The organism is Paenarthrobacter sp. C1, assembly GCF_049315185.1.
Classification (GTDB): Bacteria; Actinomycetota; Actinomycetes; order Actinomycetales; family Micrococcaceae; genus Arthrobacter; species Arthrobacter nicotinovorans.
Genome location: NZ_CP186052.1, coordinates 4,034,339 through 4,059,780, shown reverse-complemented (window position 1 = coordinate 4,059,780; position 25,442 = coordinate 4,034,339). Strand labels below are relative to the sequence as shown.

Here is a 25,442-nt window from a genome sequence, read left to right as displayed (position 1 = left end):
GGGGTGCGGCGGCGCGCGGCTCCCGGAGCACAGTCATATTGCGTTTGCGGAGTAGCGCAGCCCACATAAGCGCATTTGCGGGCCTACACTGAATCCATGCCGCAAATACGAATTTCCGAGGCCGCCCGCTTCCTAGGTGTCAGTGACGACACAGTGAGGCGTTGGACAGAGAACGGGACGCTCACTCCGCAGAAGGATCCTGCTGGCCGATTGGCGGTTGATGGCCTGGAACTCGCGACTTTGGCGCGCAGCCAGTCCCACCTTCCGGACGACCCCTCCCGTTCCGGAAGTTCAGCGCGGAACCGCTTCGTCGGCCTGGTTACCGGCATCACCGCAGACAAGGTCATGGCCCAGGTGGAGCTCCAGTGTGGCCCGTTCCGGGTGGTGTCGCTCATGAGCAGTGAAGCCGTCCGGGAGCTTGGGCTGGAACTCGGCTCAGTGGCCACCGCCGTGGTCAAGGCCACCACCGTCATCATCGAAACACCCCAGGGAAAGAGCATCATATGAAGACCCTCCGCATGAAGAAGAGCATCCTGGGTATCTCCGTAGCCGTGGGATTGGCTGGGGCCCTCACTGCCTGTGGCACCACGGCCCCCGCTGCGGCCCCATCGAGCACCAACAGCACGTCCCAGTTGAGCGGGACAGTGACCGTCTTCGCGGCGGCCTCGCTGAAGTCCACGTTCACCCAGCTGGCCAAGGATTTCGAAGCCAGGAACCCAGGCACCAAAGTGAAACTGAGCTTCGCGGGCTCCTCCGATCTCGTCACGCAGATAACCCAGGGGGCCCCGGCCGATGTGTTCGCCTCGGCTGACACCAAGAACATGGCCAGGCTCTCCGACGCAAACCTCGTGGACGGCGCTGCCACCAACTTCGCCACGAACGCCCTTGAGATCGCCGTCCCACCCGGCAACCCGGCGTCGATCGCGTCCTTCGCGGATTTGGCCAAAGCGGACGTCAAGGTGGTCACCTGCGCCAGCCAGGTTCCCTGCGGCGCGGCAACGGACACGGTTGAGAAGGCCAGCGGCATAACGTTGAGCCCCGTCAGCGAGGAATCATCGGTGACCGACGTGCTCGGCAAGGTCACCTCGGGCGAGGCCGACGCCGGCTTGGTCTACGTCACGGACGTGAAGGGAGCCGGCGACAAGGTCAAAGGCATTCCTTTCGCTGAATCGGACAAGGCGGTCAACACGTACCCGATCGCCACGGTAGGCTCCAGCAAGAACAAGGCGCTGGCAGCGGCTTTCGTGGCCGCAGTGACCAGCGACAAGGGCAGGAAGGTTCTGGGAGACGCCGGTTTCGGCGCACCGTAAGGAGAGCATGAAGACCACCACCGGCTACCATGGCGTCCCCCGATGGATCTATGCCGTGGCAGCAGCGGGCGGCCTCCTGGTGGTCCTTCCGCTGGCGGCCATGCTGCTGCGCGTCAACTGGCCGCAGTTCGTTCCCCTGATCACCTCGGAGTCTTCCCTGGCCGCGTTGGGCCTGAGCCTGCGGACCTCTGCCGCCAGCACGGTCCTCTGCATCGTGTTGGGCGTGCCGCTGGCGCTGGTGCTGGCACGCGGCGAGTTCCCCGGACAGAAACTCCTGAGGTCCTTCGTCCTGTTGCCGCTGGTGCTGCCGCCGGTGGTGGGGGGCATCGCGTTGCTGTATACCTTTGGCCGTCAGGGCCTGCTGGGGAAGTCGCTGGAGATGGCCGGCGTCCAGATCGCGTTTTCGACCACCGCGGTGGTCCTGGCGCAGACCTTCGTAGCCCTACCCTTCCTGGTGGTCAGTTTGGAGGGTGCCTTGAGGTCGGCAGGAAACCGGTATGAAGCCGTGGCTGCGACCCTCGGGGCGAAACCCACCACCGTCCTTCGCCGCGTCACCCTTCCGTTGGTCCTGCCGGGGCTGGCATCGGGCGCTGTGTTGTCGTTCGCGCGCAGCTTGGGGGAGTTCGGAGCTACCCTGACGTTCGCGGGCAGCCTGGAAGGCGTCACGCGCACCCTGCCGCTGGAAATCTACTTGCAGCGCGAGACCGACGCCGACTCCGCCGTCGCGCTGTCCCTTGTCCTGGTGGCGGTGGCGGTCGCGGTGGTGGGGCTCAGTTACGGTGGCCGTCGGCGCGCGGCTGCGGCGGTCCAGGCATGAGCTTCGAACTGCGGGCCAGCCTCCGTGCCCGGAACTTCGACATGTCGCTCAGTCTCGCTGACGGTGAAACCGTGGCCATCCTCGGTCCCAACGGGGCGGGCAAATCAACGTTGTTGGGCGTGATCGCCGGGCTGTTGCGGCCCGATTCCGGCTCGGCCAGGATTGCCGGGCGGCAGTTGTTCAACCTCGACGCCGGCACCCACCATTGGGACGCGCCCCACCTGCGCGGTACGGCGCTTCTGGCCCAGGAAGCGCTGCTGTTCCCGCACCTGAGCGTGGTGGACAACGTGGCGTTCGGCCCCCGCAGTGCCGGGGCTTCCAAGGCTGCGGCCCGGGAAACTGCGCAGCGTTGGCTGGCGGAGGTTGACGCTTCGTCCCTCGCCGACAGGAAGCCTGCCCAGCTCTCCGGAGGCCAGGCGCAGCGGGTTGCCGTGGCTCGCGCCCTGGCCGCCGAGCCGGAACTGCTGCTCCTCGACGAACCCATGGCTGCCCTGGACATCCACGCGGCACCGCTGCTGCGCCGTGTGCTCAAACGCGTGTTGAAGGACCGGAAGGCCATCATCGTCACGCACGACGTCCTGGACGCCTACATGCTGGCAGACCGTGTGGTGGTGGTGGAAAACGGCCGGATCGTCGAAGAGGGCCCTACCCGCCAGGTCCTTGAACGGCCCAGGAGCCACTTTGCCGCCGGGCTCGCCGGACTGAACCTCGTCGGCGGTACTCTGGGCCGGGAGGGAATCACGACGCCGGATGGCCGGGTTTTCGCTGGACAGCACGATCCCGGCTGGTCACCCGTTCCTGGCCAGGCAGGCGTGGCGGCGTTCCCGCCGTCGAGCGTTTCCGTCTTCCTGGGTGATGTGCACGGAAGCCCGCGTAACTCCTATGCGGTGACCATCACGGACCTTGAGCCGCACGGCGACCAGGTCCGGGTGCGCGCCAGCGCCGGCACCGACGGCGCGTTGTCCGCCGACATCACGCCGGCAGCCTCCGCAGACCTCGGCCTTGCCCCCGGGATGGAGGTGCGGTTCGTGGTGAAGTCCGCGCTGGTGTCGGTCTACCCGGCGTGAGCCTTAGTCCCGGCTTCAACCGACGGAGGCCGCCGGCACTACGCCGACGGCCCCCGCTCCCGTTTGGGGGATGTTGTGCCAGAACAGGCGGATAGCATCACCGGCCGTCCCAATTACACGCAGCTCATCGGGACTCTTGAACTCTCGTGAAGCTGTAGTGCCGTTGGCGACATCGAGTTCGGCTTTGGAAACTTAGCCTCGCTTGCCGTCGGTCGTTAGGGCTGCGATGAGATCCGGCTCCGTTTCGGGTGATACGGAATCTTTGACGAACCCGTAGGTGTTGCCGTTAGCGTTCCTCGGATACTCGGGAGTCGGCTTGTTCCGGGAAGACGCGACGGAAGAAACTGAGCCACCCGCGGCTACGGCCATGGACGCGCCAGCTCCTAGGCCCAGAACTGCGCCAAAGTCACGGCAATCCCGTAGCTTCGCTTCGGCATGCTTCTAATACTCATGATTTCCCTACCAATTTCCCTGGAGAACATGAAAATATTGGGGCGCTTATTTTCTGTTGTATTTTCTGGATATCACCCGGGCGCCATAAATACTCCCACCTGTGTGGCGCCGTCGCTGAGGTAAACAGGAATTTCCCGTGGAGGTCTGGGAAGGTTCCTGGCTGCTTCTTCGGGAGTTGTCGGTTCGGTCCCCTGCATCTGTGCCGAGTAGGCGTAGCCCTTTGCTCCGTTCGTGGCTACCACTGCGAGCAAGTCCGGGACGCCGCGCCCTGGTACCTCGACGCCGTAGGTCTCGCCCTTCGCATTTAGTTCCCATTCGGTGGCAACTTGAGAGACATACCTGACACTGATTTGCCACCTGTTTCCAGGCTCAGTCGTAATGGTCACCCCTCGTGCTGATGGATCCAAGGGCACGACATACTTTGACCATGCGCCGGGTGTGCCCAAATCTGCCGATGAACACGTGACGTAGGCTCCACCCGGGAAGTTGAACTTACCGACACTGAGGCAGGTCAATTCCACCTCAACCCCGGTAGCCCCTTCCGGGGCTGGTCCAGGGTCCGCTGTTGCTGTGCCGGTGTAGATGGCGGTCGATGGGGTGCTTAGGGCAGCAGTCGTGGGTACACCGGGCGGGGAGAAGAGCCCTGCAGCCGTTGCACCTGCGCCACCCAGCATCCCCGCGCCAGCCAAAGCCCCGGCGAACAAGAACCAACGTCGCCTCTGGGTCCGCGGTTTTGAACTGCTTCGAACCTGAGCAAGGAGTACCTCACGAAGCGCCCGGTCAAATTGCGGATCAATGTGCTTCATGTCGGATCTCCTTTCAGTGCTGGCGAGTGGACGTGAGGAAGTGGCTGCGGCAGCGCAGCCTTCAGCCGCTTGCGTGCGCGGTACATGCGGACCTTTGCGGCCCCCGGTGAAATTCCTATAGCCTCAGCCGCCACCGCCAGGGGCAGCTCTTCGAACACGACAAGGCTGACGAGCCTCAGGTCCAGTGGCTTTAGGACAGTCAGGGCCTGTGCGACCTTCTCAGTCATCAAATCGTGGTTCGAATAAGCCGGGTCCAGCTCCGCTTCGAACGTGCTGTTGCGGGGAATGGCTTCCAGGAGCCTCCGGTGGCGAACCTTTGACCGCTGTAGATTCCTGGCAATGTTTGTGGTCGTCACCAAAAGCCACGGAAGGATCGAGTCGTCAACCAGTCGCACCCTCTCACGACGGCGCCAAAGCTCAAAGAATGCGGCCGCCGTGGCATCCTCGGCATCGTGCGTTCCGACAGTCAGGCGATAAGCATGACGAAACACACGACTGCGGTGACGGTCGTACAAGACACCAAAGGCCTCCGCATCGCCTTTGAGGCTGTCTGCCCACAGGACGCCATCCCCCGGCTGAACGTTCTCCATGCCCTGTATTGTCCGGGAGGCTGCTGATGGTTACACATCGGCAGAAGATTTTTTTTGCGAGCCCGCCGCACACTTACCTACTCCCGGCTTCAACCGACGGAGGCCGCCGGCACTACGCCGACGGCCCCCGCTCCCGTTAGGATTCCAAGCCGGCACATCTTCCCGGAGGAACAGGGAACGGCCTACACGTGTCTGTGGGCACAACAACGTTGGCCCTACGTGCGCAGGGCAAGCACAGGACAGATTCTCTGCTACTCCCGGTACATCCGCTCCGCATAGGACGGCCCGTAGTAGGTCTCGAGATCTTCCAGCGGCGTCTCCGGCTGGGTGTACGCCTGGGCGAGCACCGCGATGCTAGGAAGGTCTTCGGATTCCCACGTTTCCGGCTGCCACAGGCCGCTGCGCATGAAGGCCTTGCCGCAGTGCGTGAACACTTCCTCCACCGAAACCACGACGGCGGCACGCGGCCGGTGCCCCTTGACCACCATCTGATCGAAGAAGTCGGCGTCACGCACAATCCGAGCTGTGCCGTTGATTCGCAGGGTGTCCGTCCGGCCGGGCACCACGGAGAGGATGCCGACGTTGGGGTTCTCCAGGATGTTGTGGAAACCGAAAGCGAGCTTGTTGCCCGGGCGCTCGGGGATGGCGATGGTGTGCTCGTCCAGGACGTGGATGAAGCCGGCCGGGTCCCCTTTGGGCGAGGCGTCCACGCGGCCGTTCGCGTCCGTCGTCGAGAGGACGCAGAAGGGGCTGGCAGCCAGCCATTGGCGGTCGAATTCACTGAGCGCGGTGCGGACCTTCTTACGCACGCGCTCAAGGGGCAATCCGATCAGGGCTTCGAGTTCATCAGCGGTGGAAATGGTGTCCATGCCCCCAGCCTAACCGGGCAGCTATGGACACTGGTTTCGCCGTGGGCAAACATGGAAGCAATGACCACGAAATCAAACTTGAGCGTAGTAGACTCAACTTTGAACGTATTGGTCACACTCCAGAAAGGGAGCACTCTTTGGACGTCAAATTCACTACCAAAAGCCAGGAGGCCCTTTCTGCGGCCGCCATGAACGCCTCAACGGCCGGGAACCCCCAGCTGGAGCCGGCGCACCTGCTCAAAGCCCTCATGGACCAGCGGGAGGGTGTTGCCGTGGCTCTTCTGCGTGCCACTGGCGCTGATCCTGATGCGGTGAGCGTGCAGGCGAGCTCGGCCATCAAGGCACTGCCGTCGTCGTCGGGCACCTCGGTGCAGCAGGCACAGCTGTCCCGCCAGTCCATGCAGGCCATCCAGGCAGCACAGAACGAGGCCGACAAACTCGGCGATTCCTTCGTCTCCACCGAGCACCTGCTGCTGGCGCTCTCCGCCGGAAGTGACGCCGTCGGGAAGTTAATGCGCGACGCCGGTGCCTCCCACGAGGCGCTGCTCGCCGCCCTGCCCGGTGTCCGGGGTGACCGAAAGGTCGACTCCCCGGATCCCGAAAACACCTTCCAGGCTCTGGAGAAGTTCGGCACGGACCTGACCGCCGTGGCCCGTTCGGGCAAGCTGGACCCCGTCATCGGGCGCGACAGCGAGATTCGGCGCGTGGTTCAGGTGCTGAGCCGCCGCACCAAGAACAACCCGGTGCTGATCGGTGAGCCCGGCGTCGGCAAGACCGCCGTCGTCGAGGGCCTCGCCCAGCGCATGGTGGCCGGCGACGTCCCTGAAAGCCTGCGCGGCAAGACCCTCATCGCCCTGGACCTCGCTTCCATGGTGGCCGGTGCCAAGTATCGCGGCGAATTCGAGGAACGGCTCAAGGCTGTGCTCGAGGAGATCAAGAACAGCAACGGGCAGATCGTCACGTTCATCGACGAAATCCACACGGTAGTGGGCGCCGGAGCCACCGGCGAGAGCGCCATGGATGCCGGCAACATGCTCAAGCCCATGCTGGCCCGCGGCGAACTGCGGCTCATCGGTGCCACCACCTTGGACGAGTACCGCGAGAACATCGAGAAGGACCCGGCCCTGGAACGCCGATTCCAGCAGGTTTACGTTGGCGAGCCCAGCGTCGAGGACACCATCGGCATTCTCCGCGGTCTGAAGGAACGCTACGAGGCACACCACAAGGTCGCCATCGCAGACTCCGCCCTGGTTGCTGCGGCCACGCTGTCCAACCGCTACATTTCGGGTCGGCAGCTGCCTGACAAAGCCATCGACCTCGTGGACGAGGCTGCGTCCCGACTCCGCATGGAGATCGATTCCGCCCCGGAAGAGATCGACCAGCTCCGCCGCGCCGTCGACCGTTTGACCATGGAGGAACTGGCGCTCCAGAACGAGACCGACCCCGCCTCCGTCGAGCGGCTCGCCGCAATCCGCGCCGACATGGCGGACAAGAAGGAAGAACTCAACGCGCTCAACGCCCGTTGGGAGGCTGAGAAGGCCGGGCTGAACCGCGTGGGTGACCTGAAGGCCAAGATCGACGAGCTGCGTTCGGCCGCCGACAAGCACCAACGCGAAGGCGACCTCGAATCGGCGTCGCGGATCCTGTACGGCGAACTGCCCGCACTGGAACGTGAGTTGAGCGCCGCAGCCGAGGAAGAGTCTGCCCGCGGCGGTTCGAAGCCCGAGCTGATGGTGGCGGAAGATGTCACCGCCGACGACATTGCCGAGGTCATTTCGGCCTGGACAGGTATCCCCGCCGGCCGCATGCTCCAAGGCGAGTCCCAGAAGCTGCTTCACATGGAAGAAGAGCTGGGCAAGCGGCTCATCGGACAGAGCAAGGCAGTGCAGGCCGTTTCCGATGCTGTGCGGCGTGCCCGTGCCGGCATCAGCGACCCCAACCGCCCCACCGGTTCGTTCCTGTTCCTGGGTCCCACCGGCGTCGGTAAGACGGAGCTGGCCAAAGCCTTGGCCGACTTCCTCTTCGACGACGAACGCGCCATGATCCGGATCGACATGTCCGAGTACAGCGAGAAGCACGCCGTGGCCCGCCTGGTCGGTGCCCCTCCGGGATACGTTGGCTACGAAGAAGGAGGCCAGCTCACCGAGGCCGTACGTCGCCGCCCGTATTCCGTGGTTCTGCTGGACGAAGTCGAAAAGGCCCACCCCGAGGTCTTCGACATCCTCCTGCAGGTTCTCGACGACGGTCGCCTCACCGATGGCCAGGGCCGCACCGTGGACTTCCGCAACACCATCCTGGTGCTGACGTCCAACTCGGGAAGCCAGTTCCTGGTGGACCCGTCGCTGGACGCCAAAGCCAAGCGCGACGCCGTCATGGCAGTGGTCCAGGCATCCTTCAAGCCGGAGTTCCTGAACCGCCTGGACGAGATCGTGCTGTTCGATCCGCTGTCCGTCGAGGAACTTGCGCGGATCGTTGAGCTGCATGTGGCCGAACTGGGCAACCGTCTCCGCGATCGCCGCCTCAGCCTCGAGGTGACCGATGGCGCCCGCGCCTGGCTCGCGATGTCCGGCTACGATCCCGCGTACGGCGCCCGGCCGCTGCGCCGCCTGGTCCAGCGCGAGATCGGTGACCGCCTGGCCAAGGAGATCCTGGCAGGGGAGATCAGCGACGGCGACACCGTGCTGGTCGATACCGCGGCTGATGTGGACGAGCTCACCATCGAGGGTTTTGAGGCGCTCTCAAACCCCGACGGCGGTGCCCCCGCAGGCACGGGCCTCACCGTCCGCAGGAAGTAGCTCCGTCCGGCGCTACTTGTCGAGGAGGTTTTCCTTGATGGTGTTGCCGGAGTCCACCACGATGAAGCAATCAACACGGCGGTCGCCCCTATCCCAGCTGGTGCTGCTGGGGTACACGTTCTGCTGGAGCAGGATGTAGTTGGCGGCCGCTTTGTTGAGCTTCACTGTTTTACATACTTCCCTGCCCTTGTCCCGCAAAGCGGTGGCGCCGGGGAAGGACTCGTCGGCTCCGTAGCTGAAGACTGCGCCGAGCTGGGCCGAGTGTTCTGTTCCGCACTCCACGGCCCTGGCTTCAGTGGCTTTGGGGTCGAAGCTGGCGAAGCAGTCGCCTACCTGGAAATCCTTGGCGTTCGTGTCGCGGGGAAGGGGGCCGGGGGTGGACGTCGCGCTGGGGCTTGCCACGGAGGCTTCGGGGCGGGTGCCGAGAAGGTTAAGCAGGACCCAGATCACCACCCCGATCAGGACCAGGACACCGAGCACGATTCCACCAATGACAAGGCGTTGACGCTTGATCGGATCGCCGTGCTGCTCGGGCTGCCACTCCTGGCCCATGCCCGGCTCGTGCCCTGGGTAGGGCTGGGTTTGGTAGGGCTGTCCCGCAGTGGGCTGCTGGGGCGGATATGGCTGCTGCCACGGGTAGTGCGGGTCCGTGCCGGTGGGCGGTTCAGCAGCCGCTGAAACGTCGCTGTGAACGTCGCTGTGAGCAGGGTCGGGAGCGTCGTCGCCGTCGGTGGCTGCGGTAGCCTCGCCGCTTTCCGGTGGCAGCGCGGGGTCCGGCTGCTCGCTCGGATTCGGTACGAAGTCAGGATCAAGCTCGGGTGCGGGATCCGGCTGGAGGCCTGATGGTGTCGTCAGCGGGGCCGAGTGCGGGGCCGAGTGCGGCTGCTCACCGGAAGCCGGGGGAGGTGTTTCGGGCGTGGGGGATGACCCCTCTTTGCCTTGATCGTGTGGCGAACCATCACGCGGTGAGGTGTTGTCCTGGCTCATATTCCGGGGTGTGCCTTTCCTGCTGTGGAGCCGCATTGAGGCCGACTCTACCCAATTTTCGGCGGGCTTGGAGGTCTCTGCCGTTGGTTTTGGCGGTGTTGGCCCCGGACTCGGGGTTGGAGTGGCGCACAGGCACCCCTGAAAGCATGTAATCTAGACATACGACAAATTGACCAAACATTCCGGGGCCTCACCGATAGCCAAGGTGACCACCTCCGGTCCAAGTACAAAAGGGGGTCACGCCATGGGGCGCGGCCGTCAAAAGGCAAAAGCTACCAAGCAGGCTCGGGACATCAAGTACTACTCCCCGAACACTGACTATTCGGCACTTGAGCGGGAGCTCACGGGTCCGTCCAGTCGTGTCAAGAGCCACTTCCCCGACGATCCCCCGGAGCCGGACTATTCGGCCTACGAGGACAAGTACGCGGAAGATGATGACGACGAGGTAGACACCCGCCGTATCGTATAGCTGTCGCAACCAACAGGTGCCGCTGGCACTGAGTTGCGTACCGCCGTCGTACATAAGGTCATCGCGCATCCCCGGATGCCGTACATCTTTTGAAAAGGGCCCTCAGGGCACGCCGCTCATTGGCGTACCCTGGGGGTCCTTTTCTGCGTAGGCTGGAGTTTCCAGCGCAGCATGCGCTGGGTCAACTATCCCGCAGCTGAGTCGGCCAATGAGCCGCGCACAGATGGAAGCAGGAGTACACAGGCACCATGACCACCCGAAACCATTACGCCAGCGGAGAGCCATGCTGGGCGGACCTGCAGACCAGGGACGTCACGGCGGCCAAGGATTTCTACCAGCGCGTTTTCGGCTGGACGTACAAGGACCTGCCCACTCCCGATGGACGCAGTTACTCCCAGGCCTTCGTGAAGGACCAGTTGGTGGCAGTGATCGCTCCGCAGAACTCCATGCAGGAAGCGGCGGGAACCCGCGGCCAATGGAACATCTACCTCGCTGCCACGGACACTGAGGAAGTGGCCGAGGATGCTGCCCATGCCGGCGGGAAGCTCCAGTTCGGGTCGGAGGCTGTCGCGGATACCGGGGTACTGGCGTTCATCGAGGCCGCAGGTGGCGGAACCACCGGTATTTGGCAGGCCGGAACGCACCTCGGCAGCCACCTCTACAACGAACCCGGAGCGCTGGCCTGGGCCGAACTCCTGACGCCCGAGCCCCAGGCCGCCGTCGGATTCCTCCAGCAGCTGTTCGGATACGAGGTCACCGAATACCCCCAGGACGACGGCGGCAGCTACAGCACGCTGATGGTGAACGGTGAGGAAGTGGCTGGCGTGGTCCCTGCCGGAGAGGGCGAGGAAGCCGGATGGCAGGTGTACTTCGGAGTGGACGATGTCCGCAAAGCCGCCGATGCAGCTGTTGCCGCCGGGGGAGAGCTGCTGGTTGAACCCGATGCCCGGCCGGAGGCGGGGTCGCTCGCTACCATCCAGGATCCGCAGGGCGGTGTGCTGAGCCTGATCCAGGTGTGAAGCACAGCGGGCCGTGGCCATTGATGACGCGCATATTCACTGAGGCCGCGGACATGGACTGACGCTGCCCGGATGTGGGTGTCGGCCGTCCGGATCCTTGGCACCAACGAATATGGGTGTCGCCAGTGACAGCCCACAGGCAATAAAAAGAGCGGCCAGGCAGTTGAGACTGCCGGGCCGCTCCTTTTATAAGGCGATATGCCGCTTAGGCGTAGGCGTTCACCAAACGGACAGCGCCGCCGTCGACGCCCTTGGCACCCTGGACGTAGTCCGGGCCGGTCTTGTCGATCGAGTCGCTGTCAGCCGAAACTGTGCCCATGATCCAGGACGGCAGGCCGCGGTCGTTCAGGCGGGCTACGGCGGCGTCCGCTGCTTCGGCGGAAACGATGGCCACCATGCCCACACCGAGGTTCAGCGTGCGCTCAAGGTCGGCCAGCGGGACGTTGCCGAGCTCGGAGACCAGCTTGAAGATGGCCGGGAGTTCCCAGGTGTTGCGGTCCACCGTGGCGACGAGGCCCTGCGGGAGGACGCGTGCCAGGTTGGCAGCGAGGCCACCACCGGTGACGTGGCTGAAGCCGTGAACGGCGTTGGCCGAGTGCACCGGGAAGGCGCGGGCCAGGTCCAGGCAGTCAGCTGCGTAGACGCGGGTGGGCTCCAGGAGCTCTTCGCCCAGCGTGCGGCCGAGCTCGGAAACCTGGCGGTCCAGTGCCCAACCTGCGTGGTTGATGACGCGGCGGACCAGGGAGTAGCCGTTGGAGTGCAGGCCCGAGGAAGCCATGCCGATCACGACATCGCCGGCACGGACGCGGTCCGGGCCGAGCAGCGCGTCAGCCTCGACGACACCGGTGGCGGCACCTGCGACGTCGTACTCGTGCTCGCCCAGCAGGCCCGGGTGCTCAGCGGTTTCGCCACCCACCAGGGCGGTACCGGCCACGGAGCACGCAGCAGCGATGCCACGGACGATGTCTGCGATGCGCTCGGGAACAACCTTGCCGCAGGCGATGTAATCCGTCATGTACAGCGGTTCTGCACCGACAACGACGATATCGTCCACGACCATGCCCACGAGGTCGAAACCGATGGTGTCGTGGATGTCCATGGCCTGCGCGATGGCAACCTTGGTGCCGACACCGTCCGTGGACGTGGCCAGCAGCGGCTTCTTGAAGGTGAGCAGCTTGGAGACGTCGTACAGGCCGGCAAAACCGCCGACGCCGCCAATCACCGACGAGTTGTGGGTCGCCTTGACAGCGTCCTTCATGAGTTCGACGGCGCGGTCTCCCGCTTCGACGTCGACACCGGCCGAAGCGTAGGTGATGCCGGCGTTGTTCTCAGCGGCGGGGGTTGCGGAGGTCATACAGACTCTTTCTTGTCGGCGTCGGTCAAACGATCAGCGTCGGTCAGCAAATTCTCGAATTCGGCGTCAGGCCCGGGATCGCAGCCTGTGGCGCCCGGCTTCTCGGCCGGATCCTCGGAAGCGTCCACCGAATCGGCCTCGGCAGCCGGTTCCAGTCCGCCAAGATCGGTCCGTTCCAGCAGGTTCTTGCCGAGCTTGTCCGCGTGCGGCAGCTCGATCGGGTACTTGCCGGTGAAGCATGCCGTGCAGAGGCGTTCGCGCGGCTGCTGGGTGGCGCCGATCATGCCGTCTTCGGAGATATAGGCCAGCGAGTCAGCGCCGATGGCCTGGGAGATCTCCTCGATGGTGGCGCCGTTGGCGATGAGCTCCGCGCGGGAGGCGAAGTCGATGCCGTAGAAGCAGGGCCACTGGACCGGGGGAGAGGAAATCTTGACGTGTACCTCAGCGGCGCCGGCTTCACGGAGCATGCGTACAATGGCGCGCTGGGTGTTGCCGCGGACGATCGAGTCATCCACCACCACAATGCGCTTGCCGCGGATCACGGATTCCAAAGCGTTGAGCTTGAGCCGGATACCGAGCTGGCGCAGGGTCTGCGAAGGCTGGATGAACGTACGGCCCACGTAGGCGTTCTTGACGAAGCCGTGCGCGAACGGGATCCCGGACTGCTCGGCATAGCCAACAGCGGCGGGGGTACCGGACTCGGGAACCGGGATCACGAGGTCTGCCTCGTGCGTGTTTTCGCGGGCCAGCTGGCGACCCATTTCAACGCGGGCCTCGTACACGGAGCGGCCGGCAATGGCAGCATCCGGGCGGGCGAGGTACACGTACTCGAAGACACAGCCGGCAGGGGTTGCCTCGGCGAAACGCTGGGAGCGGACGCCGTCCTCGTCGATCGCGATGAATTCGCCGGGCTCGATCTCGCGGATGAAGCTTGCACCAACGGTCGCCAGACCGGCCTGCTCGGAAGCGACAACCCAGCCGCGTTCCAGGCGGCCCAGGCACAGCGGGCGGATGCCGTAGGTATCGCGGGCTGCGTAGAGGGTTCCTTCATCCATGAAGACGAAGCAGAAGCCACCCTTGATCTTGGGCAGCAGCTCCAGTGCGGTCTGCTCCAGGGTCTTGCCCTCTTCGCCCTCAAGGAGAGCGGTCACCAGTGCGGTGTCGGAGGTGTTGCCCTGCTTCATTTCACCGGTCAGCTGGCCGTCGTTGCGCTCAAGGATCATTTCCCGGAGCTCAGCGGTGTTGGTCAGGTTGCCGTTGTGGGCCAGGGCAACCGTACCGGTTGCTGTCGCACCGAGGGTCGGCTGCGCGTTGGCCCAGTGGCTTGCACCGGTGGTGGAGTACCGGCAGTGGCCTACGGCCAGGTGCCCGGTGAGGGTGTTGAGGGTCGTCTCGTCGAAGACCTGGGACACAAGGCCCATGTCTTTGTAGACGTTGATGCGCTTGCCGTCACTGGTAGCAATACCAGCCGATTCTTGTCCGCGGTGCTGCAGCGCATACAGCCCGTAATAGGTGAGTTTTGCTACTTCTTCACCGGGAGCCCAAACCCCGAAGACGCCACAAGCGTCCTGGGGGCCTTTTTCGCCGGGGAGAAGATCATGAGAAAGTTTTCCGTCGCCACGTGCCACTGGTCGATTGTCTCATGTTGTGGCCGTGGTACGTTCCCCCGATTCCTATATGACCCCGCGAAGGGGCAAAGATCAGGCGTGTCCGGCCGAAAATGCGGTGTGTCTCACAGTGGCTCCCCTCAAAAGAGGCGGGCCGGGCGCCCGACCTAGCGGACGTCGTCGTTCTCGGGTCCTTCGTCCGGAACCGAATCCGGGACGGCTTCGACGACGGCCCGCTCGGAGTGCTTGACGCTGACGCGGTCCAGGATCAGGGCCAGGACCGAGAAGAGGATGACGCCGCCGCCGGCGCAGACAATCAGGAAGAAGCCAAAGACCGTGCCGGCATCGAAGGCGGGGTCCGCCGGGCGGCCGTAGGCGATGATTGCGGCCACGATCGCGCCCACCACCGCGCCCAAAATCATGAAGGGAACGAACTTGGGTGCCCGGCGAACGGTGATTTCGCGGCGGGCGGTGTTGGGGGTGGTGTCCTCTGAAGCCATGTCTTCAAGCGTACCGTTCCTCGCCGATGCGACGGTTAATGCCAATGTTCGCGGGGAACATTGGCATTAACCGTCACATCGGCGGGGCGGGTTAGCTGCCGCGGTACGTCGAGAACGCGAACGGGCTCAGCAGCAGGGGCACGTGGTAGTGCTCGCCGGCGTCGGAAACTGTGAAGTGGAGGTCCACTTCCGGGAAGAACGTCTCCGTGCCCAGGCCTTCGTAGTAGGCACCTGTGGCGAAGTTCAGGCGGTAGGCGCCACCGGGAATCCGTTCGGGGCCCAGGTTCTTGATCCGGCCGTCGGCGTCGGTTTCGCCCTTGCCCACCAAGGTCCAGTCGTCGCCGTCGCGGACGTAAAGCACGACGGCGACACCCGCCGCCGGGCGGCCGGAACCGGTGTCCAGAATGTGTGTGGTGACTTGTGAAACGCTCATGCGTTGACTCCTTCGCTGATCAGTCCGGAGAGCCGCAGCAGTGCGATCTCCCGCAGCTGGCCGGCCACGATTGTGTCTTCTTCTTCGGGGGTGTGGGTGAGGCGTTCCTGGAGGGCGGCGAGCATCTCCTGTGCGCTGCGGCCTGCAGCACGGATCAGGAAGACCCTGTCGAACTTCTCCTCGTACGCGCGGTTGCCTTCGGCCAGCGCTGCTGTCGTCTGGCTGTCACCCGGGTCCACACCGGCCTGCTCCGAACGCGACATCGCGGCTTCGGTGGTTTGGGCCTTGGGTCGTTCACCGATCCGGGGGTGGTGGGCCATGGCTGACTCCACCTCGGCAGGGGTGAACGGCTCGGCGGCGCGCTGGGCCTGTCCCAGGAGTTCGTCGACGTTGGCGTAGGGGCGCGCGTCAACGATGGTGTCCACCCAGCGGCTGATGTCCAGGCAGGGGGTCAAGGTCTTGATGGCCTCGTCCCGGTCAGCCGTGTTGAATACTGCAAGCTCCATGCTTGTCATCCTCGTGCAAAATGCTGGCATCCATGGTGTGGGCTATGCGGAACTCCCGCTTTATCGGGAGGAAGTCTGGTGCTTCAAGCTTCCGCATCATGGAACTGTTATTTCAGCATACGTAATTCAGTTAAGCCGAGCGGCCCGCCCGGTGTCAAGAGACTACCTCGCGATGACGCCGTGTGCGCGCTGTCAGGTAGAGCCGATGCGCGGTGATGACCAAGGCCAACCAGGCGATGCCGATGGCCCACGCGGCCAGGACGTCGGTCAGCCAGTGATGGCCAAGATAGACGCGGCTCAAGCCCATGGTGAAGGCGAAGGCTGCCGCCACGACCACCGTGACCACCCGTGCCCGCGTGGTGTTGAGCCGCAGGATGATCAGGTAGGCCACGATGCCTGCGATCACGATCGAGTTCAGGGAGTGTCCGCTGGGGAAGGAGGCTGAATGCTCATAGGGCGGAATTGCGTCGGCTTGGTCGGGGCGGGTCCGGCCGAAGATCGGCTTGCCCAGGATGGTGATCACCAGGGAGCCCAGTCCGGCCGCGAGCATCAGGATGACGGGTGTCCATGAGCGGCGCCGTGTGGCCAGGAAGATCATGATGCCCACGGCAATGATGGGCATGCCCACAGTGCCGCCGATATTTGTGTAGGCCGTGATGGCCGCGTCCACAGCGGGGGACCGGACCGACTTGGCAGCTTCCAGTACGGGGTGGTCGAAGCCTGCGACCCCATCCGCTTCGGTCACTGACTCATACACTTCGCCGAACGCCCAAGCCAACGTCAGGGTGACGCCCAGGCCCACCGCCAGGGTGATGATGAGTGCGGCATATGGGCCCAGGAGTCCTGTGACCCATTCGGCGCCCCGGGCCAAGGTCCGGCCTGCGGGGGACTTCCAGCGCGTCAGGTCCTGTCCGGCAACGAAGCGGTCCTGGTGCACTTCGCCCCGTATGCCCTTTTCTGCGGGCCCGTTTCCTTCAGTCGTCACTTGCGTCCCCTATCGTGGCGGCTTCGGTATTGGTGAGTAACCTTAGCAGTTTGGATTCGGGGGAACCTGGGGGCGGGTCACGGTGCCGGCTGGCCCACTTTGACCACCAGCGTCTCCTGGGGCTGGAGGTCGCTGCCGTCCGGGCCCAGGGGTCGTAGCTGTGGCACCGGCTGACCCGTAGCGTGGGCGAGTAGGACGGAGTGGCGTTCGTTGATGCCGAACGCGTTCCGCTCGCCCCATTGCCGGAGGCTGAGGATCAGTGTGAAGAGGTCGAGCCCGGCACTTGTGAGCTCGTACTCGCTCCGTGTTCCGCGATCGTTGGGAATCCGGGCGAGGATCCCCCTGTCCACCAGGAGTCGCAGGCGGTCCGAGAGGATGTTCTTGGCCACGCCCAGGGACTTCTGGAACTCCGAGAACCGCCGTTTGCCGTCCAATGAGTCCCGGATGATCAGCAAGGTCCACTTATCGCCTACCAAGTCGGCCGTTCTGGCGACGGGGCACTCGGGGTCTGTCCAGTCGATGTCGATTGGTTGCAACATGAAACCATTCTGCCATAGGGTGAGATGGTTGCATATTGAAACCATCTTGTGGGAGGCGCTCTATGAGGAACGGCATTCAGACAAGCACCCCGGCGGGACTGGGCCGTCGCCACTTGCTGTTGCTCGCCGTCGTCGCCGGGTTCATGGTGTCGAACCTCTACTACGGGCAACCCCTGCTTGAACGCATCGGAGCGGATGTGGGAATTCCTGTTGCCGGCGTGGGCTGGGTGGTGGCGTCGGCCCAGGCCGGGTATCTCCTCGGCCTGGTCCTCGTGGTGCCGCTGGGTGACCTGGTGAACCGCCGGGCCCTCATCGCCTTGCAGGTCGGGGCCACCTCGGCAGGGGCCACGGCCGTAGCCCTGGCGTCCTCCCCGGCTGCCCTTCTCGTCGGCTTCATGTTCCTGGGCCTGGCATCGTCCGTGGTGCAGACCATCGTGGCGTTCACCGCCGCCTCAAGCACCCCCGCGCAAAGGGGAGGAAACATCGGAACCGTCACTGCCGGCGTCGTGAGTGGCATCATCCTGGCGCGGACAGTGGCGGGAGGTATGACGGATCTCTGGGGCTGGCGCTCGGTCTATGTCCTCGCGGCCGGAGCTGGGGCGGTCCTCGCCGTCGCGGTCTTCCGTGCCCTGCCGTCCGACAACCGCGACCGGGGAGGGGTGCGCTACTGGCGGGCCGTTTGCTCCGTCGTCGTGCTGACCCGGAACAATCCCGTATTCCGCACCCGGGCCCTGATTACCATGCTGCTCTTTGCGTCCTTCGGCGTGCTGTGGAGCGGTATGTCGCTGCTCCTGGGCAGCCCGGCCTGGAACCTGCCTCCGGGTGCTATCGGGCTCTTCGGGCTGGCCGGGCTAGTGGGGATACTGGCGGCGTCCAAGGCGGGTGCTGCGGCGGACAGGGGCTGGGGGCAGCACGTCACAGGGGTGAGCCTCTTTGCTCTCCTGGGTTCATGGCTCGCCTTGTCCATGGGAAGTTGGTCGCTGCTGTGGTTCATCGCCGGAATCATCGTCCTGGACGCTGCGGTGCAGGCTGTCCACGTCAGCAGCCAGACCATGATCGTGGCCGGGGCTGAAGAGTCAGCCAGCAGCATTATTGGGAGCTACATGGTGTTCTATTCAGTAGGCAGCGCGGCTGGGGCTGCGGCTGTAGCGCCGGTGTTTGACGCCTGGGGCTGGGCTGGAGCCAGCGTGCTCGGGGCGGTCTTCGCATTGCTTGCGCTCGCGGTGTGGGGTGCGGACAGGGTCCGGCACGCCAAGAAGCCGGCGGGCTTGGTTCGCAACAGCCCAGCATGCTGGGGCAGAATGACCTCAACCAGCTGAAGGAGTTCGCCATGCCAGACATTCTGACGTCCAGGTTCCTGTTCGGTCCCGGCCCAAGCAATTGCTACCCCGAAGCCATGGCCGCATTGGCGTACCCCGTACTGGGTCATCTCGACCCTGTGTTCATCGAGCGCCTCGACCACACTTGCGAGGGACTCCGAACCGTCTGGGGCACCTCCAACGCGCGTACTCTTCCGTTGAGTGCCACCGGTTCAGGCGGGATGGAAGCAGCCTTCGTGAACACAGTGTCCGACGGCGACGTGGCAGTCATCGCTGTCAACGGACTATTCGGGGCGCGCATGTGCGAGGTCGCCCGGCGCTGCGGGGCAACGGTTGTTCGCGTGGATCACGAGTGGGGCCAGCCTGTGGACGCCGACCGCGTTCTCTCAGCGCACCCCAATCCCAAGGTCATCGCCGCGGTTCACGCCGAGACCTCCGTGGGTGTGCTCTCCGACATCGCTGCCCTCGGTGCGGGCAAGGGCGACGCCCTGCTCATCACCGACGCCGTCACGTCCATCGGCGGACTGGAGCTGTTGGCAGACGACTGGGGGATCGACGTCGGATACGCCGGAACCCAGAAGTGCCTCGGTGTTCCGCCGGGCCTCTCGCCGTTCACGGTGTCCGACCGCGCCTTCGAACGCCGTGTCAAGGACCCCCGCTCCTGGTACCTCGACATTGGCCTGCTCGGCGGTTACGTTGGCGCGGCGAGCGGAGCCCGGACGTACCACCACACTGCGCCGGTCACGATGATCGCAGGCCTCGAAGCCGCACTGGACCGCATCCTGGCGGAGGGCCTGGACGTTGTGCAGGCGCGGCACCGGGCGGCGGGCACCGCTTTGCAGGACGGGTTGCAGGAAATGGGGCTCGAGCTGTTTGCCGCCGAGGGCTCCCGACTGCCGAGCCTCACCACGGTCAAAGTGCCCGACGGCGTCAACTCGGCTGCCGTCCGCGCCTACCTCCTGGAGAACTTCAGCATGGAGATCGGCTCGGGGGTTGGGGAGTTCGCGGATACGGTGTGGCGCATCGGCATGATGGGCCCGAACGCCAACAGTGCCTCGGTGACCCTGGTGCTCGGTGCGCTGAAGGAAGCGATCGCCAAGGCCTGACGCTCGCTCACATCCCGCGTGTTTGGTCCTGACGCTTGCTCACGTTCTGGGTGTTTGGTCCTGACGCTTGCTCACATCCCGCGTGTTTGGTCCTGACGCTTGCTCACGTTCCTCGGGTTTGGTCCTGACGCTTGCTCACGTTCCTCGGGTTTGGTCCTGACGCTTGCTCACATCCCGCGTGTTTGAACTCGACGTCTGCTCGTCTTCCGGGCCGTGCTGCGGTTACCTGGATACCCGGTTCACTGGAACGCTCGACGGCGGATCCTCCGGGCGCTCCCACGCTGCGTTGCGCTTGGCGAAGGGTCAAGAAAACGCGTTTCGGCTCAAAAGCCGAGGTTGTGACGGAGGGTTGCGTTCAAACACCCAGAACGTGAGGAAGGGCTGGGTTGAAGCGCTTGGGTTGTGAGCAAGGGTTGGGTTGAAGCGCTTGGGATGTGAGTAAGGGTTGGGTTGAAGCACTTGGGATGTGAGGGAGCGTCCGGTTGAAGCACTTGGGATGTGAGGGAGCGTCCGGTTGAAGCACTTGGGTTGTGAGCAAGCGTCCGGCCCAAGCACCCGGGATGTGAGCAAGGGTCAGGTGTTGCGGGTCAGGATCCAGGTGTTCGTGCCGTCCTGGCGCTCGAACGTCACCGTCGTCACCAAAGCTTCGATCAGCGCCAGCCCACGTCCGGACTCTGCCTCCGCATCGGGCATCGAGGCCTGCATGTCGTCGGCGAACGGTTCCCGGGCATTAAAGGCACTCACCCGGGCAATGAGTCGGGCCGGGCGGACGCTGATGTCGACGTCGATCTCCACCGGCTTCTCAGCCACGGGAAGCGCGTGCTGGACGATGTTCGCCGCTGCTTCGATCACGGCGGTGGCGAACGTCATCCTGTCCATGTCGGGCACAAAGGAGGCGTCGTCCCACAGGGAGTCGAGCTCGTTGTGGATGGCTTCGATGGCGTCTTCGTTGGAGGGCCCGTGGTATCCCCGCCGGGCGAGTATGTCAGTCATCGCCGAACGCGGCTTCGGCCGTGGGGTAGGCAGTGAGGACGCGATCCATGTTGGTCAGTTCCAGGACCATTTTGACCTGCGGTTGAACGGCCGCGATCCGAAGGTCACCACCGGCCTGGCGTGCAGCTTTGAGGCAGCCAATGAGCGCCCCCAGGCCCGAGGAATCCATGAAGTCCGTTTCGGCCAGGTTGACCACGACGCGGCTGGACCCGCCGGCCACCACCTCATTCACTACCTCACGCAGCTTGGGCGCGGCCACCATGTTCAGCCGGCCCACGCTCTTCACCTCCGCGTAGGAGTCCTTGACCTCATAGCTAAACGGCATCTGCTTTCCTTTCCTCCGGGCGTTCCGGCCCACCATGCTCGGGCCCATTTTCAGGCACAAAACCCTTGTACAAAACTGCCTTGACCAGCACGCTCAGGACCACGAGGTCGAACGCCACCCAGGCCACGTTCACCAGTGTCCCCAGAGGCTCGGACATTCCGGCGAGCAACCGGATTAGGCCGACAATCAACGCAACAGTCAGCAGCACAGCCACGATGATCTGCGGGCGGATGAGGCTCCAACTCGGGCCGCCGCTCTGCCGCGCCTTGGGGGTGACCGCGAACCCAAGGGGACGGCCGAACCAAACGTTGCGGGCCGCCGTCGTGCAGGCCTTGATCCAGGTGGGGAACAGCGCGAGGCTGTATTGCTGCCCCCGCCAGGTGGGAATCCCGTGCCCGGCCACCAGGAACAGGAGCTGGTTGACCACCATGAACGGGATGAAGCGGATGAAGAAGTCGTAGCTCAAGCTGCTGACCGGAAGGATGCCCAGCGTCAGGTAGATGATGGGAGCGGCGAAGTAAATAACGGCCGCGAAGCCGCTGAGGTAGCTCCACATGGTGGAGAAGTACATGAGCCGTTGGCCCCACGACAGACGACGCTGCACCAGGGGGTTCTCGCGGAGCAGGACCTGGATGGTGCCTTGGGCCCAGCGGAGGCGTTGGGTGAGCATGGTCTTGATGTCCTCGGGCGCCAGTCCGTTGGCCAGGATTTCGTGGTGGTACACGCTCTTCCAGCCCAGGCCATGCAGGCGCATTGCGGTGGCCATGTCCTCGGTGACGGAGATGGTGGCCAGGGGCATGATCGGCTGGGCTTCGTCGGTGCGTTCCACCGAGATGGCGTCCAGGACGGCGTGGACGGACTCGAGCGCACCCAGAGGGGACCAGTCGCGCCCTGACATACGGTCGACGACGTCACTCGCCACGGTGGTGACGCCCGACTCACCGACGTGGGCGAGTTCCATCGCGGCGATTTCTTCGAGGTCGGATTGGAGCGCGGAGAAGTCGGCGGCCACGAGGGTTCGGACGGCGTCGTCCACTTTGCGGCGGACCCGGTAGGTGATCTCGCTCAGGGATGCTCCGGCTTCGAGTTCCTTCTGGGCGGATTCCGTGGCGGCCTCAACCTCGTTCAGCATCTGCTCTACCAGCGGGTTCTCAGCCTCAGCAGAGCGACGCGCCTTCTTGATGGCGGTCCGGGACGCTGCGAGGGCGCGGCGGACGCTCTTCTCCGTGGCCTTCACGTAGCCCACCAGGCCCAGCTGCATGAGCGCTTCCCTGCGCAGGATCGCGTTGGAGCCGCAGAAGAACGCGGCGTTCCAGCCGTCCTTGCCCTGCTGGATGGGGCCGTAGAACAGGGGTGCCTGGCTGCCCAGGGGATCGTCGGCGGGGACGTTGATGAAGTACTGCGGGGTCTGGACCAGGGCCACGCGGTCGTCGTTGAAGTAGCCCAGCGTCTTGTCCAGGATGTCCGGCTCGGGGATCTGGTCGGCGTCGAGGATCAACAGGTACTCGCCCGAGGTGATCATGAGCGCGTTGTTCAGGTTGCCGGCTTTGGCGTGCCGCGGCATGTCGGGCGTCCAGTCCGCGCCGCGCGTCACGTAGCCGATCCCGTGCGATTCGGCGAGTTGGCGCATCTCGGGGCGATCGCCGTCGTCGAGGATCCAGGTGCTGTGCGGCCAGGTGATCTTCTTGGCGGCCAGGGCTGTGGTCAGCACGAGGTCCAGCGGTTCGTTGTAAGTGGTGATGAAGACGTCCACTGTGGCCTTGTCCGGGGCCGGGGGCGGCGGTTTGCGGAACTTGATGTTCCAGACCGTCAGGCCGAACAACATCACGTCAATCAGGCTGTACGTCTCCGCAATCACCAGCGGGACGGCGATCCACCACGCATCCCAGTTGAGCGACGCCATCCAGCGCCACGCCACATAGTTGACGCCCAGAATCACTGTCAGGACAACGATCAACCGAGTCCAGAATCGTGTCACATTCCCCCCCTTTTGCGGCTTTAGTGCGTAGCGTCAGGTCTGCGGCGGACGACGACGGCGGTCACGTCGTCTTCGGCTGTTGCCGCGGGTGCCAGCTCCAGCAGGGCGGCGCACACTTCGTCCGAGGTAGTCCCGGTACGCGCGGCTTTCTCGACGTTCCGCAGGAAGTCCTCCAGGGAGTCGTGGGCGTCCAGCACACCATCGCTGACGATCACCAGGGAATCTCCCGGCTCCAGGTCCAGCTCCGAAGCCGGCCAGTGCTGTCCGTCCAGGATGCCGACGGGCGGACCGGCGGAGATGAGCCTCTGTGCCGCCCCCTCAGCCGGAATGTGCAGCGCGAGTCCGTGGCCGGCGTCGATATAGCTGAGCTTTCCGGACGCGCTGTCCAGCCGGGCGTGGAACATCGTGGCGAACGAGCCTGACTGGTCGAGGTCGGCGGCGATGGTGAGGCTGGCGGAACCGAAGGCGTCATCAATGGCGGGCGTGTCAGCGACGGACCGCATCACGGCACGGACGGTGGCTGCGATCAGGGCGGCGCCCATTCCCTTGCCCATGGCGTCGGCGAAGGTCAGGTGCATGCCGTCGCGGGTCTGGTACCAGTCGTAGAAGTCCCCGCCAACGCTGCGCGTCGGACGGAAGGCGCCGGCGACGTCGTATCCGTCCAGTCGGACTGTTTCGCGCGGGAGGAGGCTTTGCTGCACAACTGCCGCGCGCTCGAGTTCGTCGCTTTGCCGCGTGTCTTCGGCGGGAGCAGCGGGTGTGCGGGCCCGACGGAACAGCGCGCGGATGCGGGCTTGGAGTTCTTTGGGGCTGAAGGGCTTGTTGATGTAGTCATCCGCGCCGGTGTCCAGGCCGTTGAGGCGGTCAATTTCGTCGGCCCGGGCGGTGAGCATCAGGACGTAGGCATCCGAGAATTCGCGGAGGCGGCGGCAAACCTCCATGCCGTCGATGTCGGGGAGGTTGATGTCCAGGGTCACCAGTTCGGCGTTGGTCCTGCGGACGGCCTCGACGCCGGAAAGACCGTCGGGTGCCTCGGTCACCACGAAGTCGAGCTGCTCGAGGACGAGTACGAGGAGGCCGCGGATGTCGGCGTCATCTTCGACGACGACAGCATGGCGAGGGGGCGAGGTTGAGACCATGGCTCCATTAACTAATGATGCTGGGTATTTGTCACGTTTAGTCATGACATATGTAACGCCCGCTCATATGGGTGAGCGGGCGTTACAGGATTTGTTCAGTTATCTGCCCGAGGGTTTCGCTCAAGCGCGCGGGATGTGAGCGAGCGTCGGGTTGAAGCGCGCGGGATGTGAGCGAGGGTTAGACGCCCAGCTCTTCCTTGAGCGCCTGGACGTGGCCCTGCGCAGAAACCTGGTACTGGGTGAGCTTCACGGTGCCTTCGCCGTCGAGGACAACGGTGGAGCGGACCAGGCCTTCGACGATTTCGCCGTCAACCAGCTTCTCGCCCCAGGCGCCGTAGGCCAGTGCAACCTTGTGGTCTTCGTCGGAGAGCAGCGGGAAGGTCAGGGCCAATTCGCCGGTGAACTTGGCGAGGGCCTCGGGGCCGTCCGGGGAGATCCCGATGACGTCGTAGCCGTTGCCCTGCAGGCTGGCGAGGTTGTCGCGGAAGTCGCAGGCCTCGGTGGTGCAGCCGGGGGTGGCTGCCTTCGGGTAGAAGTACACAATGACGTTGCGTCCGCGGTAGTCGGACAGCGAGACCTTGGTGCCGTCGGCGTCGAGCAGCGCAAAGTCAGGTGCTTGCGTTCCGACGAGGAGTTTCTGGGTCATGGCGATCCTTTACGTTTCACCGGCAAACGGCCGGCATTGGTCATTCAAAAAACGGATTGTCTAGAAGACAGAACAGCGAAGTTAGATGCTGTATTCCGCAGGTCCGCGCACTGTGGCATAGGGCCCTGGCACGAACTGGTAGCCGCCACCACGGACGGTGGCGACGGTGTGTCGGGCGGAGCCTAGCTTCCGCCGCACCCTTCCAACATAAACGTCGATCGAGCGAAATGCCGCGCCGGGAAGGTCAAATGACTCCAGGAAACGTTGCAATTCTTCACGACTGATGGCCCGTGAGCAGTTCACCACGAGGTAGCGGAGCAGCTTGTATTCCATGCCAGTAAAGGCCACGGGCTCGCCGTCCAAGAGGACTACTTCAGCGGCGAGGTCCACCGCAAGTTGGCTGCGGCGGCTCGCCAACGTTACGGGCTCGACGGCGGTGCTGCCGCCCGCTGAGGCGCCGTCGCCGCCGTCGGGACCTGTCGTGGAACGGGCCTCGGCGAGGGCATCGGCGAGCGAAAGGGCGCTCGCCCCTCCAGGGGTGGTACCGGCGTCGGCGGCTTCCTGCGGAGTGCCGCCCCAGGAAGTGTCGCCGACGCCGGAGTGCTGTGCCCCGATGGCGGGCCAGATGCGGACTTCCGCCTCCGGGGCAAGTTTCATGGCGCGGGCCAGCACCAGTCGTGCTGCCCGCTCCCAGACCTCAGGATCGATCTCGTCGCCCTCGGCCGGGTTGACCCAAAGTGCCAGGCCGCGCGCGTTCAAGCCGGGCCGCCGCGCGGAAGAACCGCGCGACGGGGGCGGCCCGTAGGCATTGACTGCCATGGCGCTGGACC

The 25,442-nt window shown here is 64.6% G+C and carries 25 protein-coding genes; 9 read left to right on the top strand and 16 right to left on the bottom strand.

Features of this window, described 5'->3' with window-relative positions:
* Positions 1 to 96: 96 nt before the first annotated feature.
* From ACNAOU_RS18925 to ACNAOU_RS18910, 4 genes are read left to right on the top strand one after another with little or no spacing between them, the layout of a single operon-like run.
* Entirely contained in the window at positions 97 to 507 is a 411-nt protein-coding gene (locus ACNAOU_RS18925; RefSeq protein WP_018778319.1) for a TOBE domain-containing protein, read from the top strand.
* Positions 504 to 1,310, top strand: coding sequence for a molybdate ABC transporter substrate-binding protein (gene modA, locus ACNAOU_RS18920; protein WP_422757501.1), 807 nt, complete (start codon positions 504 to 506; stop codon positions 1,308 to 1,310). The genes ACNAOU_RS18925 and modA overlap by 4 nt, the downstream gene beginning before the upstream one ends.
* Positions 1,311 to 1,317: 7 nt before the next feature.
* Complete coding sequence (locus ACNAOU_RS18915; RefSeq protein WP_018778321.1) at positions 1,318 to 2,127, top strand: ABC transporter permease; 810 nt, start codon at positions 1,318 to 1,320, stop codon at positions 2,125 to 2,127.
* Positions 2,124 to 3,194: a sulfate/molybdate ABC transporter ATP-binding protein gene (locus ACNAOU_RS18910; protein WP_422757499.1), complete on the top strand. Its 1,071-nt coding sequence runs from the start codon at positions 2,124 to 2,126 to the stop codon at positions 3,192 to 3,194. Before ACNAOU_RS18915 ends, ACNAOU_RS18910 begins: the two co-directional genes overlap by 4 nt.
* 1,255 nt (positions 3,195 to 4,449) lie before the next feature.
* Here the strand turns inward: ACNAOU_RS18910 and ACNAOU_RS18905 are convergent.
* On the bottom strand, positions 4,450 to 5,043 hold the full coding sequence (locus tag ACNAOU_RS18905; RefSeq protein WP_193590054.1) for an RNA polymerase sigma factor: 594 nt from the start codon (positions 5,041 to 5,043) through the stop codon (positions 4,450 to 4,452).
* A 251-nt stretch (positions 5,044 to 5,294) separates the two neighbouring features.
* Complete coding sequence (locus tag ACNAOU_RS18900) at positions 5,295 to 5,912, bottom strand: pyridoxamine 5'-phosphate oxidase family protein (protein ID WP_055972618.1); 618 nt, start codon at positions 5,910 to 5,912, stop codon at positions 5,295 to 5,297.
* A 137-nt stretch (positions 5,913 to 6,049) separates the two neighbouring features.
* Here ACNAOU_RS18900 and clpB point away from each other — a divergent pair, with 137 nt between their 5' ends.
* A complete protein-coding gene (gene clpB, locus ACNAOU_RS18895) occupies positions 6,050 to 8,707 on the top strand; it encodes an ATP-dependent chaperone ClpB (protein WP_422757498.1) in 2,658 nt (885 codons plus the stop codon).
* A gap of 12 nt (positions 8,708 to 8,719) precedes the next feature.
* Here the strand turns inward: clpB and ACNAOU_RS18890 are convergent, their stop codons facing one another.
* Positions 8,720 to 9,694 carry a septum formation family protein gene (locus ACNAOU_RS18890; RefSeq protein ID WP_422757497.1) on the bottom strand — a complete coding sequence of 325 codons (975 nt, stop codon included), beginning with the start codon at positions 9,692 to 9,694 and terminating at the stop codon, positions 8,720 to 8,722.
* Positions 9,695 to 9,938: 244 nt separating this feature from the next.
* Here ACNAOU_RS18890 and ACNAOU_RS18885 point away from each other — a divergent pair, with 244 nt between their 5' ends.
* Complete coding sequence (locus ACNAOU_RS18885; protein ID WP_018778327.1) at positions 9,939 to 10,163, top strand: DUF3073 domain-containing protein; 225 nt, start codon at positions 9,939 to 9,941, stop codon at positions 10,161 to 10,163.
* Between the two features lie 248 nt (positions 10,164 to 10,411).
* On the top strand, positions 10,412 to 11,182 hold the full coding sequence (locus ACNAOU_RS18880; protein WP_422757496.1) for a VOC family protein: 771 nt from the start codon (positions 10,412 to 10,414) through the stop codon (positions 11,180 to 11,182).
* A 205-nt stretch (positions 11,183 to 11,387) separates the two neighbouring features.
* On the opposite strand, the gene purM is transcribed toward ACNAOU_RS18880, so the two are convergent.
* The 7 genes from purM to ACNAOU_RS18845 form a co-directional block, all read right to left on the bottom strand.
* The gene (purM, locus tag ACNAOU_RS18875) at positions 11,388 to 12,536 is read right to left on the bottom strand and encodes a phosphoribosylformylglycinamidine cyclo-ligase (protein ID WP_055972608.1); all 1,149 of its coding nucleotides are present in this window, start codon (positions 12,534 to 12,536) and stop codon (positions 11,388 to 11,390) included.
* Complete coding sequence (purF, locus tag ACNAOU_RS18870) at positions 12,533 to 14,164, bottom strand: amidophosphoribosyltransferase (RefSeq protein ID WP_055972604.1); 1,632 nt, start codon at positions 14,162 to 14,164, stop codon at positions 12,533 to 12,535. The genes purM and purF overlap by 4 nt, the downstream gene beginning before the upstream one ends.
* Before the next feature lie 146 nt (positions 14,165 to 14,310).
* Positions 14,311 to 14,643: a hypothetical protein gene (locus ACNAOU_RS18865; protein WP_422757495.1), complete on the bottom strand. Its 333-nt coding sequence runs from the start codon at positions 14,641 to 14,643 to the stop codon at positions 14,311 to 14,313.
* A 91-nt stretch (positions 14,644 to 14,734) separates the two neighbouring features.
* Positions 14,735 to 15,076, bottom strand: a complete 342-nt coding sequence (uraH, locus tag ACNAOU_RS18860; protein ID WP_193590050.1) for a hydroxyisourate hydrolase — start codon at positions 15,074 to 15,076, stop codon at positions 14,735 to 14,737.
* Positions 15,073 to 15,582: a 2-oxo-4-hydroxy-4-carboxy-5-ureidoimidazoline decarboxylase gene (uraD, locus tag ACNAOU_RS18855; RefSeq protein ID WP_422757493.1), complete on the bottom strand. Its 510-nt coding sequence runs from the start codon at positions 15,580 to 15,582 to the stop codon at positions 15,073 to 15,075. The genes uraH and uraD overlap by 4 nt, the downstream gene beginning before the upstream one ends.
* Before the next feature lie 154 nt (positions 15,583 to 15,736).
* Positions 15,737 to 16,567, bottom strand: coding sequence for a phosphatase PAP2 family protein (locus tag ACNAOU_RS18850; RefSeq protein WP_422757492.1), 831 nt, complete (start codon positions 16,565 to 16,567; stop codon positions 15,737 to 15,739).
* Positions 16,568 to 16,644: 77 nt separating this feature from the next.
* A complete protein-coding gene (locus ACNAOU_RS18845; RefSeq protein ID WP_422757491.1) occupies positions 16,645 to 17,106 on the bottom strand; it encodes a winged helix-turn-helix transcriptional regulator in 462 nt (153 codons plus the stop codon).
* Positions 17,107 to 17,168: 62 nt separating this feature from the next.
* On the opposite strand from ACNAOU_RS18845, the gene ACNAOU_RS18840 reads away from it, so the two are divergent.
* Entirely contained in the window at positions 17,169 to 18,425 is a 1,257-nt protein-coding gene (locus ACNAOU_RS18840) for an MFS transporter (RefSeq protein ID WP_422757490.1), read from the top strand.
* 11 nt (positions 18,426 to 18,436) lie between these two features.
* A complete protein-coding gene (locus ACNAOU_RS18835; RefSeq protein ID WP_422757489.1) occupies positions 18,437 to 19,531 on the top strand; it encodes a pyridoxal-phosphate-dependent aminotransferase family protein in 1,095 nt (364 codons plus the stop codon).
* A 573-nt stretch (positions 19,532 to 20,104) separates the two neighbouring features.
* On the opposite strand, the gene ACNAOU_RS18830 is transcribed toward ACNAOU_RS18835, so the two are convergent.
* From ACNAOU_RS18830 to ACNAOU_RS18805, 6 genes are all read right to left on the bottom strand, one after another.
* A complete protein-coding gene (locus tag ACNAOU_RS18830) occupies positions 20,105 to 20,524 on the bottom strand; it encodes an ATP-binding protein (protein ID WP_039242974.1) in 420 nt (139 codons plus the stop codon).
* A complete protein-coding gene (locus ACNAOU_RS18825; RefSeq protein WP_018778728.1) occupies positions 20,517 to 20,849 on the bottom strand; it encodes an STAS domain-containing protein in 333 nt (110 codons plus the stop codon). The genes ACNAOU_RS18830 and ACNAOU_RS18825 overlap by 8 nt, the downstream gene beginning before the upstream one ends.
* On the bottom strand, positions 20,839 to 22,827 hold the full coding sequence (locus ACNAOU_RS18820) for a glycosyltransferase family 2 protein (protein WP_422757488.1): 1,989 nt from the start codon (positions 22,825 to 22,827) through the stop codon (positions 20,839 to 20,841). Before ACNAOU_RS18820 ends, ACNAOU_RS18825 begins: the two co-directional genes overlap by 11 nt.
* A 20-nt stretch (positions 22,828 to 22,847) precedes the next feature.
* Positions 22,848 to 23,966 carry a PP2C family protein-serine/threonine phosphatase gene (locus ACNAOU_RS18815; protein ID WP_064722771.1) on the bottom strand — a complete coding sequence of 373 codons (1,119 nt, stop codon included), beginning with the start codon at positions 23,964 to 23,966 and terminating at the stop codon, positions 22,848 to 22,850.
* Positions 23,967 to 24,144: 178 nt separating this feature from the next.
* Entirely contained in the window at positions 24,145 to 24,612 is a 468-nt protein-coding gene (gene bcp / locus ACNAOU_RS18810) for a thioredoxin-dependent thiol peroxidase (RefSeq protein WP_422757487.1), read from the bottom strand.
* A gap of 81 nt (positions 24,613 to 24,693) precedes the next feature.
* On the bottom strand, positions 24,694 to 25,431 hold the full coding sequence (locus ACNAOU_RS18805) for a winged helix-turn-helix domain-containing protein (RefSeq protein WP_422757486.1): 738 nt from the start codon (positions 25,429 to 25,431) through the stop codon (positions 24,694 to 24,696).
* Positions 25,432 to 25,442: the final 11 nt, after the last annotated feature.